Below are 17,516 nucleotides of genomic sequence, written 5' to 3' on the forward strand. Positions count from 1 at the left end.
ACCCTGCCCGGGCCGGACCCGTCAGTGCTTCGCCGGCTCCGGCGCGGGTGCCGTGAGGTCGATCAGCCGGCAGACCGTCTCGATGTCGATCTTCACCTGCGCGATCGAGGCGCGCCCCGACAGCCAGGTGATCAGCGCCGAGTGCCAGGTGTGCTCGATCACCCGCACCGCCGACAGCTGCTCCGGGCTCGGGCGCTCGGTCCCCATCGCGTCCAGGATGATCGCGGTCGTCAGCCGCGAGACCGTGTCGACCTCGGGGCTCACCCCGCGGTCCGCGAAGGTCAGCGCCCGCACCATCGCGTCGGCGAGCTGCGGTTCCCGCTGGAGCGCCCGGAAGGCCCGCATGAGGGTCTCCGCGACCCGCTCCGCCGGGTCGGTGCCCGCCGGCGGCCGCTTCCGCAGCGTGGTGTGCATGTGCTGGAGCTGGTCCTGCATCGTCGCGACCAGCAGGTGGATCTTGGAGGGGAAGTAGCGGTACAGCGTGCCGAGGGCCACCCCGGCCGCCTCCGCGACCTCCCGCATCTGTACGGCGTCGAAGCCGCCCCGCGCCGCGAGCTGCGCGCTGGCGTCCAGGATGCGGCGCCGCCGCGCCTCCTGGCGCTCCGTGAGGGGCGGCGCCGATGGGCTGAGGTCCGCCCTGTTGTCTGCGGTCATGGATTCCCGTTCCGTGCGGTGGGAGCGGCGGTGGAGGCAGCGGTGGAAGCGGCGATGGGGAGCGACAGTATGGCGGTCCGGCCGTCGTGGCGCGAATCACCTGTTCCGGCTCTCACCATGGAGCTACCTGCCGGTAGATTCTGTCCTCCTTGAACGATCAAGAAGATCGTCCGAGGAGATCGAGAACGATCAAGTCTGTAACTTGTTCTAGATTAGCGCGAGCGGTTACGCTCCGGCGAAACACGCTCGAAGGGGGTCGCCGCATGACCGCGGAAGCCATAGAGGCAAGCCCGGCCGGCCCCCGGCAGGGCGTCACCGCGGACGGTGACGTCCCCCAAGGTCTCGGCTGCGCTCGACCAGGGGGGTCCCCCATGTTGCGGATCGCTCTCCTCACGTACAAGGGCAACCCCTTCTGCGGCGGCCAGGGCGTCTACGTCCGCCACCTCTCCCGCGAGCTCTCCCGCCTCGGCCACACCGTCGAGGTCATCGGCTCCCAGCCGTACCCCACGCTCGACGACGGCGTGCCGCTCACCGAGATCGCCAGCCTCGACCTCTACCGCTCGCCGGACCCCTTCCGGACGCCGAAGCGCGAGGAGTACCGGGACTGGATCGACGGCCTCGAAGTCGCCACCATGTGGACCGGCGGCTTCCCCGAGCCGCTCACCTTCTCCCTGCGGGCCCGGCGCATGCTCGCCGCCCGCCGCGGCGACTTCGACGTCGTCCACGACAACCAGACCCTCGGATACGGGCTCCTCGGCGGCCCCCGGGCCCTCGGCGCGCCGCTCGTCACCACGATCCACCACCCGATCACCGTCGACCGGCAGCTCGAACTCGACGCCGCCGCCGACTGGAAGCGCCGCGCCTCCGTCCGCCGCTGGTACGCCTTCACCCGCATGCAGAAGCGCGTCGCCCGCCGCTCGGAGTCCGTCCTCACCGTCTCCGGCACCTCCCGCCAGGAGATCGTCGAGCACCTCGGCGTACGCGAGGACCGCATCCGGGTCGTCCACATCGGCGCCGACACCACGCTCTGGTCCCCGGACCCGGCCGTCGCCGAGGTCCCCGGCCGGATCGTCACGACCTCCAGCGCCGACGTCCCCCTCAAGGGCCTGGTCTTCCTGATCGAGGCGCTCGCCAAGCTCCGCACCGAGCACCCCGACGCCCACCTCGTCGTCGTCGGCAAGCGCGCCGAGGACGGACCCGTCGCCCAGGCCATCGAGCGGTACGGGCTCGGCGGCGCCGTCGAGTTCGTCAAGGGCATCAGCGACGCCGAGCTCGTCGACCTCTACCGCTCCGCCCAGGTCGCCTGCGTCCCCTCCCTCTACGAGGGCTTCTCGCTGCCCGCCGCCGAGGGCATGGCCACCGGCACCCCGCTCGTCGCCACCACCGGCGGCGCGATCCCCGAGGTCGCGGGAGCCGACGGCGAGACCTGCCTGGCGGTGCCGCCGGGCGACCCGGGCGCGCTGGCCGCCGCGCTCGGGCGGATGCTCGGCGACCCGGAGCTCAGGGCGCGGCTCGGTGCGGCGGGCCGCGCCAGGGTCCTGGACCGCTTTACGTGGGCGCGCGCCGCTCAGGGGACGGCCGAGCTGTACCGCGAGGCTGTGGCCCGTCAGGGAGCCGGGGTCCGCCGGTGACACCTCGCCGTTGTCGCCGGGTGCGGCCCGGCGGGTGGGTTGTGCCCACCCTCCCCCAAGCTCTCGGCTTCGCTCGAGCAGGGGGGACCCCCATCGCCCTGCGGAACGCCCGCCCACAACCAGGCGGCGGCTGCCCGCCCCCACCCTCCAACCGCGAAAGCAGGACTTCGTGCTGACCGTCGACTTCACCCGCTTCCCGCTCGCCCCCGGCGACCGCGTGCTTGATCTGGGCTGCGGTGCGGGCCGGCACGCCTTCGAGTGCTACCGGCGCGGCGCCCAGGTCGTGGCCCTCGACCAGAACGGCGAGGAGATCCGCGAGGTCGCCAAGTGGTTCGCGGCGATGAAGGAGGCCGGCGAGGCCCCCGCCGGGGCGACCGCCACGGCCATGGAGGGCGACGCCCTCAACCTGCCCTTCCCCGACGAGTCCTTCGACGTCGTGATCATCTCCGAGGTCATGGAGCACATCCCGGACGACAAGGGCGTGCTCGCCGAGATGGTCCGCGTCCTCAAGCCGGGCGGCCGGATCGCGATCACCGTCCCCCGCTACGGCCCCGAGAAGATCTGCTGGGCGCTCTCCGACGAGTACCACGAGGTCGAGGGCGGCCACATCCGCATCTACAAGGCCGACGAGCTCCTCGCCAAGATCCGGCAGGCCGGCCTCAAGCCGTACGGCACCCACCACGCCCACGCCCTGCACGCCCCGTACTGGTGGCTGAAGTGCGCCTTCGGCGTCGACAACGACAAGGCCCTGCCGGTCCGCGCGTACCACAAGCTCCTGGTCTGGGACATCATGAAGAAGCCCGCCCTGACCCGGGTCACCGAGCAGCTGCTCAACCCGGTCGTCGGCAAGAGCTTCGTGGCGTACGCGACCAAGCCCCACCTTCCGAGCCTTCCGAAGGCCGACGCCAAGTGACGAGCCCCGAGCGGATCGCGGAGCACCTCGTCCTGCCCGGGGTGCTCACCGCCGAGCAGGCCGCCGAGACCGTCGCAGGGATACTGGGCGTGCAGCGCGAGGACGGCGCCATACCGTGGTTCCGGGGCCACCACCTCGACCCGTGGGACCACACCGAGGCGGCCATGGCCCTCGACGCGGCCGGCGAGCACGCCGCCGCGGCCCGCGCCTACGAGTGGCTCGCCCGCCACCAGAACGGCGACGGCTCCTGGTACGCGGCCTACCACGACGGGGACCCGGACGACGTCACCGACCGGAGCCGGGAGTCCAACTTCGTCGCGTACATCGCGGTCGGCGTCTGGCACCACTACCTGTCCACCGGCGACGACGCCTTCCTCGACCGGATGTGGCCCGCCGTCTACGCGGCCGTCGAGTTCGTCCTCGGACTCCAGCAGCCCGGCGGCCAGATCGGCTGGAAGCGCGAGCCCTCCGGCGAGGCCGTGAACGACGCGCTCCTCACCGGCTCGTCCTCGATCCACCAGGCGCTGCGCTGCGCCCTCGCCATCGCCGAGGTCCGCGAGGAGCCGCAGCCCGACTGGGAGCTGGCGACCGGCGCGCTCGGCCACGCGATCCGCCGGCACCCCGAGCGCTTCCTCGACAAGTCCCGCTACTCGATGGACTGGTACTACCCGGTCCTCGGCGGCGCGATCACCGGCCCCGAGGCCACGGCCCGGATCGAGGCCGCCTGGGACGAGTTCGTCGTGCCCGGCCTCGGCGCGCGGTGCGTCGTCCCGAACCCCTGGGTGACCGGCGGCGAGTCCTGCGAACTCGCCCTCACCCTCTGGGCGATGGGCGAGTCGGACCGGGCCCTCACGATCCTCCAGGACATCCGCCACCTGCGCGCGGAGAACGGCATGTACTGGACGGGGTACGTCTTCGAGGGCGAGCGGGCGGTGTGGCCGGAGGAGCAGACCGCCTGGACCGCGGGCTCGCTGCTGCTCGCGGTGGCGGCGCTCGGCGGGGAAGAGGCGACGGTCGCCGTCTTCGGCGGCGAACGCCTCCCCTCCGGCCTCGAACCGGACTGCTGCGGGGGCTGAGGGGCGGCGGGACGACGGAACCCGTACGGAGTCGCCCGGGTGGCGGACCTTCCGGGCCGGGGTGAGGCTGGCGACGCCGCTACCCCCAGGGAGGTCCCGCCGTGCCCCGAACCGCGCCCGAAGCCAGAGCCGTGTCCCGCCCCTTCACCCGGGGCGTCGTGGCCCTGGTGCTGTCCTGCACCCTGCTCCTGACGACCGCCGCCTGCAACGACGACGACACGCAGAGCGCGAGCAGTGCCGCGACCCCGACGGCCTCCGCCACCTTCGAGCAGCAGAAGCTGGCCAAGACCCGGTTCGTGGCCAACGCGGGTCTTGCGGCGGGTGCCGCGTACCAGTGGATCGTGAAGCCGTACCGCGCGGGCAAGTTCGCGAAGGGCGCGGACGGGCGGACCTTCGCCCTCGTGAAGGCGGGTCTCGCGGGCGCGTTCACCTACAACCGGCTCAAGGCGGCCGTGAACAACGCCAAGGGCGACCCGCTGCTCTCCAAGGCGGTCGCGCCGCTCTCCGCCGGCATCGAGTCGCTCAAGGACCTCGGGACCAAGCTCCGGAAGGGCGAGGCGGGCGCCGCGGACGTCGGTGCCTTCGAGTCCGTCATCAACAGCGTCAAGGACGCGGGGAAGAGCGCCGGTGCCGAGGTGGTCGACCAGGTGCCCAGTACGGCGCAACTCGGCGGGTAGGCGTACGAGTTCCCCAGGAGCTCGCTAGGAGTTCAGTTCCGCCAGTACGCGGAGCGTCGCGGGGTCCGGTGAGGTGACCAGCAGGTCCGTCACCGGGCCCCGCCGCCATGCGTCGAGGCGTTCGGCGATGCGCTGCCGGGGGCCGACGAGCGAGATCTCGTCGGCGAAGGCGTCCGGGACGGCCAGCACCGCCTCCTCGCGCCGCCCCGTCGCGAACAGCTCCTGGATGCGGGCGGCCTCCTTTCCGTACCCCATGCGCCCCATGAGGTCGGCGTGGAAGTTTCGGGCGGCGTGCCCCATGCCGCCGATGTAGAAGCCGAGCATCGCCTTGACGGGCAGCAGCCCGGCCGTCACGTCCTCGCAGAGCTGCGCGCGGACCATCGGGGCGACGGTGAAGCCCCCGGGGAGCGTCCCGGGGAGCGCGTAGACCTCGGCCCAGCGGTCCGGGGACCAGTAGAGGGGCAGCCAGCCGTCGGCGATGGTGAGGGTCTGCGCGATGTTCCTGGGGCCTTCGGCGCCCAGGAGGATCGGGAGGTCCGCCCGGAGCGGGTGGGTGATCGGCTTGAGGGCCTTGCCGAGGCCGGTGCCGTCCTCGCCGGCGTACGGGTGTGCGTGGAAGCGCCCGTCGAGCGTGACGGGCCCCTCGCGGCGCAGGACCTGGCGGATCACGTCCACGTACTCGCGGGTGGCGGTCAGCGGGGAGCGGGGGAAGGGGCGGCCGTACCAGCCCTCGACGACCTGCGGCCCGGAGAGCCCGAGCCCGAGCGTCATCCGCCCGCCGGAGAGGTGGTCGAGCGTGAGCGCGTGCATCGCGGTCGCCGTCGGGGTGCGGGCGGCCATCTGCGCGACGGCGGTCCCGAGCCGGATGCGCGAGGTGTGCGCGGCGATCCAGGTCAGCGCGGTGAAGGCGTCGGAGCCCCAGGCCTCCGCCGTCCACACGGAGTCGTAGCCGAGCCGCTCGGCCTCGCGGGCGAGGTCCAGATGGGCGGGGGAGGGGCCGCGGCCCCAGTAGCCGAGGGCGAGTCCGAGGCGCATGCCGAGACCTTTCTGACGATCCGTCAGCTCACTTCTCGGGACGGGACTGTACGCCAACGGCCCCCCGCCCGGAAGGGATTCCGGACGAGGGGCCGTCGGGTGAGACCTGCTGAGCCTTGCGGGATCAGCCGCGCTGGATGCCCGTGGTGTCCTGGAGGACGCCACGCCGGCCGTCCTGCGTCTGGGCCACCAGGGCCGGGCCGCGCTGCTCGACCGCCAGGTACCAGGTACCGGGGGCCAGTTCGGCGATCGGCGCCTGCGAGCCGTCCTCCGCGTACAGCGGGCGGGCGACCGGGACCGCGAACCAGAACGGCGCGAAGTCCGCGGCCGGCTGCGCCGCCTGGGGCTGCGGGGCCGGGGCGGCCGCCTGCGGCTCCGGCTGCTGCGGGGCGTGCGGCTGCGGGGCGGCCTGCGCGCCGAACGGCTGGCCCGCACCCTGCGACGGGTCCTGCGGGGCACCGGCACCGAACTGCTGCTGCGCACCCGGGTAGCCGTAGCCGCCGGGGACGCCCGGCTGACCCGGCTGGCCGGGCTGCATGCCGTACGGCTGCGGGGTCTGCGGGCTCGGCGCGCCCACGAGCGGGGCCTTGAGGGCGGGCACCAGCGGACCGGCGACGGCGGCACCGGCGAGCACGAGCGAGGCGATCAGGCCGAGGATGAGACCGGCACCGGCGTTGGTCGCCTCGAAGATCCACATGAGCAGGGTCCAGGCGGAGGCGATGGTGAAGCCCGCGCCGACCTGACCCAGCTCCAGACCGGCCACCCTGCGCTGCTGCGGCAGGGCGCGGGAGGCGACGACCAGCGCGGCGCCGGCGATGCCGAGGAAGAAGGCGCCCCAGCCGAGCGGGGACATCTCCCACGAGTTCGGGCTGTCGTACTGGTCGCAGAACGCGTCGGGGCCGTCGCAGCCGGAAACGCCCAGGAACGAGGCGATGAACAGCACCACCGCTGCTCCGATCAGCACGCCATCGCCTCGGGTGAGGGAGCGGATATTCACGTAAGAGTCCTTCGTCGGGTCGTCGTCGCGTCGTCGTCGCGTCGGGGTGGCGCTCAAGGTCGTGGCACGGGGGCGGCCCCATGTTACGGAGCGAATCTATCGCTCGCCGGTTCTACCCGTTGAGGTAGGTGGCGATGCCGTCCGCGATGCCCTGGGCGGCTTTCTGCCGCCATGCCGCCGACGTCAGCAGCGCGGCATCCTTCGGATCACGCATATTGCCGCATTCGACGAAGACCTTGGGCACGGTTGAGAGATTCAGGCCGCCGAGGTCCTTGCGGACGTCCAACCCCGTACCTCCGCCGAGATAGTTGGCGGGCGCGGTGCCGGTCGCGCGGCCGAAGCCGTCGGAGATGTCCTCCCCGAGCTCACGGGAAGGTCCGACGATCGGACCGGTGTCCGCCGCGCCCGAGCTCACCCGTGCGGGCAGGATCACGTGGAATCCGCGGTTGCCGACGGCCGAGCCGTCCGCGTGGACCGAGACGACCGCGTCGGCGCGGGCCGCGTTGCCGATCGCCGCCCGCTCGTCGATGCAGGGGCCCCAGGGGCGGTCGGCGTCGTGGGTGAGGACCACCTTCGCGCCGCGCGCGGTGAGGAGGTCCCGCAGCCGGTGGGAGACGTCCAGGGTGAAGGCGGCCTCCGTGTAGGCGGCCTCCGAGGCGGTGCCGTTCGTGGACGTGCCGGTGGTGTCGCACTCCTTGCGGGCCGTGCCGATGTCCACCTTCGCGTTGATCTCCCGGGAGTGCCGGAAGTTCCCCGGGTTGTGCCCGGGGTCGACGACGACGGTCCGCCCCGCGAGGGAGCGGGACTCCTGCGACCCGGAGGGGGAGGAGGGAGCAGCGGTCGTGGGGGTCGTGTCGGAGGCACCGGGTGTGGTCGGTGCGGTGGGTGTGGCGGATGTGGCGTTGACGGCGGGTGGCGGGGTCTGCGTCCCGCCCTTCCCGGACGCCGGGGAATCCTCGGAGGCCTGGGAGGCTCCGCAGCCGGCGAGTGCGGCGCAGCAGCCCGCGAGGGCCAGCGCGAGGGCGAGGGTACGGGGGGCGGTCTTCCGGTGGTCGTACGGCACCCCGCGACTTTAGGCCCTGTGCGGGGCGAACACCGGTAGCGGGTAGGTCGCAGCTTGGTCACCGGCTCCGCGGAACCATGGACGCGTGTGCGTGGACGGTGAAGGGTAGGTGGAAGAAGCGACGGTGGGGTGTCACCGCGCATGGACCCACGAGGGGGAACCGTGGTGGGGGAAGAACCGAACGACGCACGTCCCGAGCCGTCCGACCGCATTCCGGGAACGGGAGACGGAGCGGGAGACGGATCGTTAAACAGACCGCCGCAGGCCGGTGGTACGAGCGGGGGCTTCGGCCCTCCGGCGCCCTGGGAGGCCCCGCCGCCCGGCGGACCCGCGCCCGGACCGGCGGGCGCCGCCGCCCCGGGAGCCCCCGGAGCCTCGGCCCCGACGCCTGGCTTCGGCCCGCCGACCGGTGCGGGGGCCGGTGCCGGGCAGGGATACGGCCCACCAGGGGCCGCGCCTGCGCCTGCGCCCGCGCCCGGCTGGGCCGGCGCGGGGACGCTCCCGCCGCCGCCCGCCGCTCCGCCCGGGTACGGCCCGCCCTCCGGCTCCGGCCAGGGGCCGCGCGGTGAGGCGAACCCGGCACAGGCCGTCCTCATAGGCCTGCTCAACCTCTCCTGCCTGGGCCTCGGCTACGTCTTCCTGCGCAACTGGATCGGCGCCGCGCTCTGCTGGGTCGCCACCGCGGCCCTGCTCGTCCTCGCGCTCCCCGCCGACGTCGACGGCGTGCCCATGGGTCTCCTCGTCGGCTACGGAGTCTTCCTGCTGGCCGTCGCCGCCGACGGGGCCCGGCGCGGACTGCGCGCCACCCTCAGCATCGGCGCCTCCTTCCGGCGCCTGGCCCTGCCGCTCGCCGTCGTGCTGCTCGCCGTCCCCGCGGGCGGTTCGCTCGCCTACGGGGCGGCCCGCGACGAGGCGCGCGAGCAGGCGCTGCTCGACCGGCTCTCCGTCGCGGACGCCGAGGTGAAGTCGGCGGACGGCCTGCCCTTCGACAGGGCCGAGCCGCTCCTCAAGAAGGCGCTGGACGCGTACGAGGACCTCGGCACGAAGCACGCGGGCTCGCGGGCCGGCAAGCTCGTCCCGGCGCGGCTCGACGCGTACTACGAGACGGTCTCCGGCCCGTACGAGAGGAAGACGTACTGCGAGGCGATCACCCCGCTCAAGCACCTGCGCGGGCTCGCCGACTCCTTCGACAAGGGCCTCCTGGGCTCCCGGCCCGCCAAGACCGACGAGCCGCTCGCCCACTCCCTCTACGAGTGCGGGACGGCCGCGCTCGCCGTGGCGACCGCCAGGCCGACCGCCGCCGAGAGCCTCAACGAGCTCCTCGGCACCTTCCCGAAGTCGAGCCACGCCACCCGCGTCGAGCCGGCAGTCCGGGAGGCGGTCAAGAAGCGCACGAGCGTGCTCGACAGCGTCCCCGACCCCTGCGAGGCCACGACCGAGCTGCGCACGCTCAGGGCGACCCTCAGGGACATGACGGACGCCTCCCTCGACGGCGTCACGCGCGAGGCCGTCGCGGGCGTCCAGCGGGGCGACTTCGCCTGCGGCACCGACCAGTTCAAGGACAAGAACTACGAGGAGGCGACCAAGACCATGACCGAGTACGCGAAGGCGTACCCGGACAGCCCGGAGGCCGCGCACGCCCGCTCCATCGCCATCGCGGCCGAGATCGCCGACGAGGAGCCGGCGGCCGGCAAGCGCCTGCCGCCGTCGGAGGTTCCCGGCGGCTCGCGCATGATCCTGGTCGTGAGCAACGACGGCCCGGGCGCGGTGGACCTGCTCTACACCGGCCCGATGACGGGCAAGGTCACGCTCAAGACCTGCGCGACCTGCACCAAGTACCCCGGCCCGATCTTCTCCCAGGGCAAGAAGGTCAAGGCCTGCCAGGGCCCCGCCTCGAAGTACCCGAAGGCGACCCTGCTGCTGCCCGCCGGTGACTACCACTTCCTCCAGAAGCGCGCGGGCACCGGTTCGTCGTACAGCGACACCAAGACCAGCAAGGTCAAGATCGAACCGGGCTACAGCTACACGAACTGCCTGTACGTGACGTCCGGCTACTGACACCCGCCTACCAGCCGGCGTACCGGCACCCGCGTACCGACGGCCGTTCCCCGAGGAGGGGGGCGGCCGTCGGGCCGTCCCGCCTACCGCGTACGCCTCCGCAGGACGACCAGCCAGCCGGCCCCGCCGACGAGGGCCGTGGCACCCACGCCGAGGACCACACCTTCGCCGACGCCGAACGCCTTCATCTCCTCGTACGTGCGGGAGGTGGCGACGGTGGCGCGAACCGTCGTGCACACGTCGCCCGGGGACATCTCCTCCCCGTCGCAGTGGGGGGTTCGCAGGCCGTTGAGGGTCATGAGAAGCAGAAGGATCCCGAGCCCCGTGATCAGAACCGGTGGCTTGCTCATGACACAGTCCCCCGTCGTGTGTGCGTGCGGGGACATCCTGCGGCCGTGCGGGACGTGTCGTCCAGGTGCATACCGGCCCGGAGAAGGTCAGCGGCGGCGCATGACCCGCAGCGAGTCGGTGACCGAGACCTCGTCGAAGTCACCCGACTCCAGGGCGCGGAGGTAGATCCGGTAGGGGGCCTGGCCGCCGTCCTCCGGGTTCGGGAAGACGTCGTGGATGACGAGCAGGCCCCCGGGCGCGACCTTGGGGGCCCAGCCCTCGTAGTCGTTCGTGGCGTGCTCGTCGGTGTGCCCGCCGTCGATGAAGACCAGCCCGAGCTGCCCGCCCCACGCCTTCGCGACCAGCGGCGACCGGCCGACCACGGCGATCACGTGCTCTTCGAGCCCCGCCTTGTGGAGCGTCCGCCGGAAGGTCGGCAGCGTGTCCATCAGCCCCACCTCGGGGTCGACGACGGTCGGGTCGTGGTACTCCCACCCCGGCTGCTGCTCCTCGCTGCCCCGGTGGTGGTCCACGGTCACCGCGACCGTCCCCGCCTGCCGGGCCACGTCCGCGAGCAGGATCGTGGACCGCCCGCAGTAGGTCCCGACCTCCAGGAGCGGCAGCCCGAGCTTCGCGGCCTCCGCGGCCGCCTCGTACAGCGCGAGACCCTCCCCGGCGGGCATGAAGCCCTTCGCGGCCTCGAAGGCGGCAAGGATCTCGGGCGCGGGCACGGACATGGTGTCTCCTACTGGCGAGTACGCGGGTACGGGCGCCCATCGTGCCCTACGCACGCCCTACGCGTCGCACTCGAACCAGACCGTCTTCCCTGCGTCCGTCCCGTCGACCCCCCAGCGGTCCGTCACCGCCTCCACGAGCGCCAGTCCCCGCCCGCTCTCGTCCAGCGGACCGGCGAGCTTCGCGATCACGGTCCCGGGGACGGAGTCCGCGACCTCCACCCGCAGCCCGTGCGGCTCGCGGAGGATCAGCACGGAGCACCGCCGGCCGGGCACGTGCCGCACGACGTTGGCGACGAGCTCGGTGAGCGCGAGCGCGGCGGAATCGGACAGCCGGTCGAGCTCCCAGCGGGTGAGGTAGATGCGCAGGATGCGGCGCATGTGACCGGCGGAGTGCTCACCGACGGTGAACCCCATCCGGTAGCTGGTGGCAAGTGCCGGGGGATAGAGGTCTGTTGCCTGATTCATGCCCCCAGCCTGGGCGCGCTTCGTTACGCTCGGCTACGGCCTGAACACAACGCCTCGTCGCGTGAGCTTGGGGGTGACCTCGTCGTGGTCAACATCCGCAGCCTGGATCCCAGCGCCTCGCCGCTGGACTACTACGGATCGGAACTCCGCCGCCTGAGAGAGGAGGCGAACCTCGGGCAGGCGCAGTTGGGTTCGATCCTCTACTGCACGGCCTCCCTCATCGGTCAGATAGAGACGGCGAAGAAGGTGCCCACCCGCCAGTTCTCGGAACGGCTGGACGCGGCGCTGATGACGGGCGGGGTGTTCACACGGCTGGTGGGGCTGGTTCTGAAGAGCCAGTTGCCGACGTGGTTCCAGGCGCACGCGGAGATGGAAGCGAAGGCGACGTACATCTCGACGTATCAGTCGCAGCTCGTCTACGGCTTGCTGCAGACGCCCGGTTACGCACGGGCGGTGCTGAGCGTCGACAACCCCGGGCGGCCGGACGAGATGGTGGCGGCCCGGATGGAGCGCCAGCGCATCCTGGAGCGGGAGCATCCGCCAGTGCTGTGCGTCGTTCTGGACGAGGCGGTGCTGCGCCGGGAGATCGACGGAGCCGAGGTCATGCGGAACCAACTCGCCCACCTGTTGGGCTACCTGGACCATCCGTGGGTGCAGATCCAGGTGCTTCCGTTCGAGGTGGGTCTGCACACGGGGCTGCTGGGCTCGTTCAACCTTCTGCGATTCGAGGACGACCCGGACATCCTCTACACCGAGAGCTACGACTCGGGTCATATGACCGCCAATTCTCAGGCGATCCGGGAGCGGTCCGTCGGTTACGCTCGGCTGCAAGCCTCGGCCCTCTCCCGGGAGGACTCGGCGGAGCTGATCGAACGTGTGATGAGGGAGCGGTATGGGCACCAGCCAGGACCTGCGGTGGCGTAAGTCGTCCTACAGCGGCCCCAATGGCGGTGACTGCATCGAGTGCGCCCCCCTCGGCACCGCCGCCTGGCGAAAGTCCTCGTTCAGTGGCTCCAGTGGCGGCGAATGCATCGAGGTCGCCGACCTCACCGCCCACATCGCCGTCCGCGACTCCAAGAACCCCGAAGGCCCCGCCTTCCTCGCCACCCCCGCCGCCTTCGCGGCCTTCGTGGGCGCCGCCGCCGAGGGGCGGCTCCGCTGACATGAGCGGCGGCGGGGGATGGTGGGTCCTGGTCGAGGCGAGGGTGTACGGAGACTGGGAGCTCGCCCGTTCCGTACCGGTCGACGGCGGCCGGGACCGTGCCGTCGCGGCGGCCCGCGAGCTGGCCCGTACGTGCACGCCGTCCGGCTCTGTCACCGAGGAGCCGGAGGCGTACGGCCGGCGGGTGTTCCGGGTCGGGGAGAGCGACTGGCTCGTCGAGATGGGGGCCTCCTACTGGAACGACGAGAGCAAGGAGTCGCGGACGACCACGACGCACCTCCGGATCTCCGTCGCCGAGCTGGAGTACGCCCACGACACCCCGGCCGCCGAGCCCCCGCCGAAGGGCGTGCTGCGGCGGGTGTTCGGCCGGGACCGGGCAGCGCATGAAGGGGCCTGAGTTCGACCTGCCTCCCCTCGCCCCGCCCGACGTCGTCGCCGGGTGGAACGAGCTGGCCGACAGGGTCTGCCGCGAACTGGCCCGGGCCGGACTTCCCGCCCGCAGAGCCGATCTCGACGCCGGCCCGCTGGACAGGCCGGGTGCGGACGTCCACGTGGACCGGATTCTCGACGGCGGGGTGTACGTGGACTGGGTGACGGACGCGGAGCTGCGGACGGCCGCCCTCGAACTCTTCGCGCAGGGCATCGACTACGCGGATCCGCCGCCGGTCGTGCTCCACCACCGGAACGTCCACGAGGCCATGCAGGACGCCCTGGCGGCGATCCTCGCCTCCGCCGGATTCCAGGTCGGGATACCGGACCCGCACGCGCACGGAAGCGCGGTGTACGTGCAGGGTCCGCGCCCCTGATGACACGCGTACGCGAGGTCTACTACTTCGACCACGGGCCGGACTTCGGGCTCGGCGGGTACGCCGCGGCGCTCGTCGCCCGGACGGGGCTCCGCCTCGACGAGGGCGTGACGCTCGCGATCGCCAGGGCACGGGCCGAGGCCGATGACGTCCAGCTGGGACGGGACGTGAGGCTCCTCCTCGACTCCGGGCTCCCGGACGACGTGCTGCACGCCGTGTGGACGGCCGCCGTACGCCGCCGCTTCGACCCCGTCGAGGAGACGGGCGCGGGCGTCCGCGGATGGTTGCGCCGGGTCTCGGCGGTGTGCCCGCCGTGTGTCCTGGCGCGGAGCCCGTACGAGGTGACGAGCCTGGACGAGGTGCGGCCGGCGGTGCCGGAGGAGGAGCTGCGCGCGGCGGTGGCGGTGGAGATCGAGTCGGCCGCGGCCGGGCTCGCCCGCGCGGTGGCGGTGCCGGACGTCGTGCCGGCGCTGCTGCGGGTGGTGCGCGAGGCGGACGCCGACCTCGGCCTCCGGCTGTTCCTCCAGGTGGCGAAGGCGTACTCCGTGACCTTCGGCGAGGAGGCGTACGACCGGCTGGTGGCGCTCGGGGACCGGCTGGCCTATCCGTGGGAAGTCGTCGGCAAGGGGCTGGACGTGCGCCGGCCGCCCGTCGACCCCGGCCGGCGCGACCTCGGCACCGGCCGCTTCGGCGTGCCGTTCCTGGCGGCCGTCTTCCGGGGTACGGACTGGCCCCACCTGGGATCCGTGCGGGAGAACGTCCTGCGCGTCATCGGGGACGACTACGGGGACGTGCCCGGCTCGTACGCGGCCGTGCTCCTGGAGGACGCGCGGAGGCTTCTCGACTCCCCACTGCCCGACTCCCCGCTCACCGCGCTGTGGCGGGCCGTGTCCCGGCGCGCGTGGGTCACCGGTGAGGGCGAGTTCGACGCCGACGTACGGGACTGGCTGGAGCGGGTCGCCGGGATGTGCGGGGAGCGCCTGGTGGAGGTCGACCCCTGCTACGTACCGTATGTGTCCCCCGCGCGGACGGACCTGACGGAGGCCGTGCTGCGGGAGGTCCGGGAGCTCACGCGCAGCGATGTCGCCGAAGTGCGGGCAGTGGCGCCGCTCCTTGCGGACGTGGTCACCGCCGTGGACCCGGACCTGGGCTTCCGTCTCCTCGTCCAGCTCCTCTCGACGTACGAGGTCGCCGCCACCGGCGCCCGGTACACGCGCTGGGTGGCGCTCGCCGAACGTCTCGGCCTGAGCCCGGACTTCGTCGACGACCATCAGCCCCGCCCCGTGCACTGACGGGTCAGGCCCCCGCGAGGACCGCCCGCAGCTTGCGGATGCCCACCTTCCACTCCTCGCCGTCCGACTCCTCCCAGAGCTCCAGGAGCTCCGATTCCGGGCCGAGTACGCGGTCGAGGGCGGCCACGGCCAGCGGGCGGAGGTCCGTCGGGAGCTCGGGCAGGGGCTGCTTCGGGCCGTACGAGGTGGTGACCGGGTCGCCGCCGGGGCACTGCGCGGCGAGCAGGGCGGCCGAAGCGACGGCCTTCACCGCGAAGTACGAGTCCAGGAACCCGTCGCCGGTCGCGGTCACCTCCTGGAAGGCCGCGCGCAGCACGTCCGCCTTCTTCTCCGCCGGGGCCTCGTCCACCCGGTACGAGAAGTCGGCGGCGGTGTCGTTGTCGAAGGGGCCGATGTCCCAGGTGCCCATGGCGTGTTCCCGTCCTCTGCTCGCGTTCTGCGTCCGGGTGCATCGTGGCAGGGCCCACTGACAACGCCCCGGGGCGCGGGCCGGGCCGCCCCCGTCAGGTGCCGAGCGCGTGGCCGGTCGTCGCGTCGACGTGTCCCGGAATGTCGTCGTGGCGGTCGCCGACCGTCGACGTGCCCGTGGGCTCGAACATGAGGATGGCGGCGCCCTCGGGGGCGTACGGCCTGTGTTCCGTGCCGCGCGGGACGGTGAAGACCGAGCCGCGGGGGAGCCGGACCGTGCGCTCCCCGGCCGGCTCGCGCAGCGAGAGGTACAGCTCGCCGTCGAGGACGAGGAAGAACTCGTCGGTGGTGTCGTGGGCGTGCCAGACGTGCTCGCCCGCGACCTTGGCCACCCGGACGTCGTAGTCGTTGACGTGCGTGACGACGCGGGGGCTCCACAGGGCGTCGAAGGAGGCCAGGGCCTGGTCGAGGGCGACGGGGTCGCTGCTGTTGCTCATAGGAGGATCGTCGCCGCCGGGGCGCGGGCCGCGTGAGTGCCAGGAATCGCACAGGTCGCACGAATCCTCGCAGATACGTATCGTCGCCATCGCTACGACCTCTCACACCCGAGAAAAGAGGAACACATGGGAGTCACGCGAGAAGTCATCGAGGCAGGGGACGGCGAGAACTTCCCCAAGCCCGGAGACGTGGTGACGATGCACTACACGGGCACGCTGGAGAACGGCGACAAGTTCGACTCCTCCCGGGACAGGGGCGAGCCGTTCGTCAGCCAGATCGGCGTCGGCCGGCTCATCAAGGGCTGGGACGAGGGCGTCCCCCAGATGTCGCTGGGTGAGCGCGCCACGCTCACGATCACCTCCGACTACGGCTACGGCGACCGGGGCGTTCCGGGTGCCATCCCGCCCAAGGCCACGCTCGTCTTCGACGTGGAGCTCATCAAGATCAACTAGGGGCCGCCCGCCCCGTACCCGCCCGGCGGCCGCCCGGGCGTGGCTTCGTTCCCCCGGCGAGTGCCGGCCGGGGGAACGCCCGCCGGTGGAGCGCCCTCCGGGCGTGCCGGCGCCCCCCTGCCGGTGGAGTGCCCTCCGGGCGTCCCGGCGCCCCCCGCCGGTGGAGTGCCCGCCGGGCGTGCCGGCACCTCCGCCGGTGGAGCGCGGACCGCGCGAATACTAGGGACCGCCCATGCCGCACGCATCCTCGCAAGGAGCCTCCGTCGACCGCCTTCACCGGGTCGTCGTGATCGTCGACGCCAACTCGAACCCCTTCGAGCTCGGCTGCGCCACCGAGGTCTTCGGTCTGCGCCGGCCCGAACTCGGCCGTGAGCTCTACGACTTCCGTCTCTGCTCGCCCGAGCCCGACACCCTCATGAGGGACGGCTTCTTCACCCTCTCCGGCGTCGCCGGTCTGGAGGCGACCGAGGCGGCGGACACCGTGATCGTCCCCAATCGCCCGGACGTCGACGTGCCCCGCCGTCCGGCGGTGCTCGACGCCGTGCGCCGGGCGCACGCGCGCGGTGCGCGGCTCGTCGGGTTCTGCAGCGGTGCCTTCACGCTCGCCGAGGCCGGGGTGCTCGACGGGCGGCGGGCCACCGCGCACTGGCAGTGGGCGGACTCCTTCCGGGAGCGCTTCCCCGCCGTGGCCCTCGAAGAGGACGTCCTCTTCGTCGACGACGGCGACATCCTCACCGCCGCCGGCAGCGCCGCCGCGCTCGACCTCGGGCTGCACATCGTGCGCCGCGACCACGGCGCGGAGATCGCCAACGCGGTCAGCCGGCGGCTCGTCTTCGCGGCGCACCGGGACGGCGGGCAGCGGCAGTTCGTCGAGCGGCCCGTGCCCGACATCCCCGACGAGTCCCTCGCTCCCGTCCTGGCCTGGGCGCAGGAGCGCCTCGACGAGCCCCTGACGGTCGCCGTCCTGGCCTCCCGCGCCGCCGTCAGCCACGCGACCCTGCACCGCCGTTTCCGGGCGCAGTTGGGCACGACGCCGCTGGCCTGGCTCACGGGGGAGCGGGTCGCCCTGGCCTGCCGGCTCATCGAGCGGGGCGAGGCGCGTCTCGACGCGGTCGCGCGGAGCAGCGGGCTCGGCACGGCTGCGCACCTGCGGGCCCTGATGCGCCGCGAGACGGGCCTCGCCCCGTCGGAGTACCGACGCCGGTTCGGCCCTGGGGCCGGTTCCGTGGCCGGTCCCGTGGCCGACCCCGGCTCCTGAACTC

21 protein-coding genes are annotated in these 17,516 nt (G+C 72.8%); 12 read left to right on the forward strand and 9 right to left on the reverse strand.

All coding sequences use genetic code 11. The features are described from left to right. Positions 1-21: 21 nt before the first annotated feature. Positions 22-654, reverse strand: coding sequence for a TetR family transcriptional regulator (locus DEJ46_RS28020; RefSeq protein WP_150270729.1), 633 nt, complete (start codon positions 652-654; stop codon positions 22-24). 263 nt (positions 655-917) lie between these two features. On the opposite strand from DEJ46_RS28020, the gene DEJ46_RS28025 reads away from it, so the two are divergent. From DEJ46_RS28025 to DEJ46_RS28045, 4 genes are all read left to right on the forward strand, one after another. After that, the gene (locus DEJ46_RS28025; protein WP_150270731.1) at positions 918-2,285 is read left to right on the forward strand and encodes a glycosyltransferase family 4 protein; all 1,368 of its coding nucleotides are present in this window, start codon (positions 918-920) and stop codon (positions 2,283-2,285) included. Positions 2,286-2,454: 169 nt separating this feature from the next. Further along, a complete protein-coding gene (locus tag DEJ46_RS28035) occupies positions 2,455-3,198 on the forward strand; it encodes a class I SAM-dependent methyltransferase (RefSeq protein ID WP_150270735.1) in 744 nt (247 codons plus the stop codon). Next, complete coding sequence (locus tag DEJ46_RS28040) at positions 3,195-4,274, forward strand: prenyltransferase (RefSeq protein ID WP_150270737.1); 1,080 nt, start codon at positions 3,195-3,197, stop codon at positions 4,272-4,274. The genes DEJ46_RS28035 and DEJ46_RS28040 overlap by 4 nt, the downstream gene beginning before the upstream one ends. A gap of 101 nt (positions 4,275-4,375) precedes the next feature. After that, positions 4,376-4,951 carry a hypothetical protein gene (locus DEJ46_RS28045; RefSeq protein WP_223835153.1) on the forward strand — a complete coding sequence of 192 codons (576 nt, stop codon included), beginning with the start codon at positions 4,376-4,378 and terminating at the stop codon, positions 4,949-4,951. Positions 4,952-4,975: 24 nt separating this feature from the next. Here the strand turns inward: DEJ46_RS28045 and DEJ46_RS28050 are convergent, their stop codons facing one another. The 3 genes from DEJ46_RS28050 to DEJ46_RS28060 all read right to left on the reverse strand — a co-directional run bounded on the left by DEJ46_RS28050 (position 4,976) and on the right by DEJ46_RS28060 (position 8,046). Further along, a complete protein-coding gene (locus DEJ46_RS28050) occupies positions 4,976-5,986 on the reverse strand; it encodes an LLM class F420-dependent oxidoreductase (protein WP_150270739.1) in 1,011 nt (336 codons plus the stop codon). 124 nt (positions 5,987-6,110) lie between these two features. Further along, positions 6,111-6,983, reverse strand: a complete 873-nt coding sequence (locus DEJ46_RS28055) for a DUF5336 domain-containing protein (RefSeq protein ID WP_150270741.1) — start codon at positions 6,981-6,983, stop codon at positions 6,111-6,113. Between the two features lie 112 nt (positions 6,984-7,095). Then, entirely contained in the window at positions 7,096-8,046 is a 951-nt protein-coding gene (locus tag DEJ46_RS28060) for an N-acetylmuramoyl-L-alanine amidase (RefSeq protein WP_150270742.1), read from the reverse strand. A 729-nt stretch (positions 8,047-8,775) separates the two neighbouring features. Between DEJ46_RS28060 and DEJ46_RS28065 the strand changes: the two genes are divergently transcribed. Beyond that, complete coding sequence (locus tag DEJ46_RS28065) at positions 8,776-10,104, forward strand: hypothetical protein (protein ID WP_223835155.1); 1,329 nt, start codon at positions 8,776-8,778, stop codon at positions 10,102-10,104. Between the two features lie 83 nt (positions 10,105-10,187). Here DEJ46_RS28065 and DEJ46_RS28070 read toward each other — a convergent pair whose 3' ends face one another. The 3 genes from DEJ46_RS28070 to DEJ46_RS28080 form a co-directional block, all read right to left on the reverse strand. After that, positions 10,188-10,454 carry a hypothetical protein gene (locus tag DEJ46_RS28070; RefSeq protein ID WP_150270744.1) on the reverse strand — a complete coding sequence of 89 codons (267 nt, stop codon included), beginning with the start codon at positions 10,452-10,454 and terminating at the stop codon, positions 10,188-10,190. Positions 10,455-10,541: 87 nt separating this feature from the next. Beyond that, complete coding sequence (locus DEJ46_RS28075) at positions 10,542-11,171, reverse strand: class I SAM-dependent methyltransferase (RefSeq protein ID WP_150270746.1); 630 nt, start codon at positions 11,169-11,171, stop codon at positions 10,542-10,544. A gap of 57 nt (positions 11,172-11,228) precedes the next feature. After that, positions 11,229-11,636, reverse strand: coding sequence for an ATP-binding protein (locus DEJ46_RS28080; RefSeq protein ID WP_223835157.1), 408 nt, complete (start codon positions 11,634-11,636; stop codon positions 11,229-11,231). An 84-nt stretch (positions 11,637-11,720) separates the two neighbouring features. Between DEJ46_RS28080 and DEJ46_RS28085 the strand changes: the two genes are divergently transcribed. The 5 genes from DEJ46_RS28085 to DEJ46_RS28105 are packed head-to-tail and all read left to right on the forward strand — an operon-like array spanning position 11,721 to position 14,896. Further along, complete coding sequence (locus DEJ46_RS28085; protein ID WP_150270748.1) at positions 11,721-12,560, forward strand: helix-turn-helix domain-containing protein; 840 nt, start codon at positions 11,721-11,723, stop codon at positions 12,558-12,560. Next, entirely contained in the window at positions 12,529-12,798 is a 270-nt protein-coding gene (locus DEJ46_RS28090) for a DUF397 domain-containing protein (protein WP_150270750.1), read from the forward strand. The genes DEJ46_RS28085 and DEJ46_RS28090 overlap by 32 nt, the downstream gene beginning before the upstream one ends. Before the next feature lies 1 nt (position 12,799). Next, positions 12,800-13,195, forward strand: a complete 396-nt coding sequence (locus tag DEJ46_RS28095; RefSeq protein ID WP_150270751.1) for a hypothetical protein — start codon at positions 12,800-12,802, stop codon at positions 13,193-13,195. Further along, entirely contained in the window at positions 13,182-13,604 is a 423-nt protein-coding gene (locus DEJ46_RS28100; RefSeq protein ID WP_150270753.1) for a hypothetical protein, read from the forward strand. Before DEJ46_RS28095 ends, DEJ46_RS28100 begins: the two co-directional genes overlap by 14 nt. Continuing rightward, positions 13,604-14,896 (forward strand): hypothetical protein, encoded by a 1,293-nt coding sequence (locus DEJ46_RS28105; protein WP_150270755.1) that lies wholly within the window; start codon positions 13,604-13,606, stop codon positions 14,894-14,896. Before DEJ46_RS28100 ends, DEJ46_RS28105 begins: the two co-directional genes overlap by 1 nt. A gap of 4 nt (positions 14,897-14,900) precedes the next feature. Here DEJ46_RS28105 and DEJ46_RS28110 read toward each other — a convergent pair whose 3' ends face one another. Both DEJ46_RS28110 and DEJ46_RS28115 read right to left on the reverse strand, forming a co-directional pair. Further along, positions 14,901-15,305, reverse strand: coding sequence for a DUF4259 domain-containing protein (locus DEJ46_RS28110; RefSeq protein ID WP_150270757.1), 405 nt, complete (start codon positions 15,303-15,305; stop codon positions 14,901-14,903). A gap of 94 nt (positions 15,306-15,399) precedes the next feature. Further along, the gene (locus DEJ46_RS28115) at positions 15,400-15,801 is read right to left on the reverse strand and encodes a cupin domain-containing protein (RefSeq protein ID WP_150270759.1); all 402 of its coding nucleotides are present in this window, start codon (positions 15,799-15,801) and stop codon (positions 15,400-15,402) included. Positions 15,802-15,927: 126 nt separating this feature from the next. Between DEJ46_RS28115 and DEJ46_RS28120 the strand changes: the two genes are divergently transcribed. Next, a complete protein-coding gene (locus tag DEJ46_RS28120; protein ID WP_150270761.1) occupies positions 15,928-16,254 on the forward strand; it encodes an FKBP-type peptidyl-prolyl cis-trans isomerase in 327 nt (108 codons plus the stop codon). 232 nt (positions 16,255-16,486) lie between these two features. After that, complete coding sequence (locus DEJ46_RS28125; protein WP_150270763.1) at positions 16,487-17,512, forward strand: GlxA family transcriptional regulator; 1,026 nt, start codon at positions 16,487-16,489, stop codon at positions 17,510-17,512. The last annotated feature ends 4 nt before the right edge of the window (positions 17,513-17,516 follow it).

The organism is Streptomyces venezuelae (genome assembly GCF_008642375.1).
In the GTDB taxonomy this organism is placed as follows: Bacteria; Actinomycetota; Actinomycetes; order Streptomycetales; family Streptomycetaceae; genus Streptomyces; species Streptomyces venezuelae_G.

What these genes read in the sequence shown, in the direction of transcription:
- DEJ46_RS28020 (WP_150270729.1), bottom strand. Translation starts at nt 654, where the DNA reads ATGACCGCAGACAACAGGGCGGACCTCAGCCCATCGGCGCCGCCCCTC.
- DEJ46_RS28025 (WP_150270731.1), top strand. Translation starts at nt 918, where the DNA reads ATGACCGCGGAAGCCATAGAGGCAAGCCCGGCCGGCCCCCGGCAGGGC.
- DEJ46_RS28050 (WP_150270739.1), bottom strand. Translation starts at nt 5,986, where the DNA reads ATGCGCCTCGGACTCGCCCTCGGCTACTGGGGCCGCGGCCCCTCCCCC.
- DEJ46_RS28065 (WP_223835155.1), top strand. Translation starts at nt 8,776, where the DNA reads ATGGGTCTCCTCGTCGGCTACGGAGTCTTCCTGCTGGCCGTCGCCGCC.
- DEJ46_RS28070 (WP_150270744.1), bottom strand. Translation starts at nt 10,454, where the DNA reads ATGAGCAAGCCACCGGTTCTGATCACGGGGCTCGGGATCCTTCTGCTT.
- DEJ46_RS28075 (WP_150270746.1), bottom strand. Translation starts at nt 11,171, where the DNA reads ATGTCCGTGCCCGCGCCCGAGATCCTTGCCGCCTTCGAGGCCGCGAAG.
- DEJ46_RS28080 (WP_223835157.1), bottom strand. Translation starts at nt 11,636, where the DNA reads ATGAATCAGGCAACAGACCTCTATCCCCCGGCACTTGCCACCAGCTAC.
- DEJ46_RS28090 (WP_150270750.1), top strand. Translation starts at nt 12,529, where the DNA reads ATGGGCACCAGCCAGGACCTGCGGTGGCGTAAGTCGTCCTACAGCGGC.
- DEJ46_RS28095 (WP_150270751.1), top strand. Translation starts at nt 12,800, where the DNA reads ATGAGCGGCGGCGGGGGATGGTGGGTCCTGGTCGAGGCGAGGGTGTAC.
- DEJ46_RS28100 (WP_150270753.1), top strand. Translation starts at nt 13,182, where the DNA reads ATGAAGGGGCCTGAGTTCGACCTGCCTCCCCTCGCCCCGCCCGACGTC.
- DEJ46_RS28105 (WP_150270755.1), top strand. Translation starts at nt 13,604, where the DNA reads ATGACACGCGTACGCGAGGTCTACTACTTCGACCACGGGCCGGACTTC.
- DEJ46_RS28110 (WP_150270757.1), bottom strand. Translation starts at nt 15,305, where the DNA reads ATGGGCACCTGGGACATCGGCCCCTTCGACAACGACACCGCCGCCGAC.
- DEJ46_RS28115 (WP_150270759.1), bottom strand. Translation starts at nt 15,801, where the DNA reads ATGAGCAACAGCAGCGACCCCGTCGCCCTCGACCAGGCCCTGGCCTCC.
- DEJ46_RS28120 (WP_150270761.1), top strand. Translation starts at nt 15,928, where the DNA reads ATGGGAGTCACGCGAGAAGTCATCGAGGCAGGGGACGGCGAGAACTTC.
- DEJ46_RS28125 (WP_150270763.1), top strand. Translation starts at nt 16,487, where the DNA reads ATGCCGCACGCATCCTCGCAAGGAGCCTCCGTCGACCGCCTTCACCGG.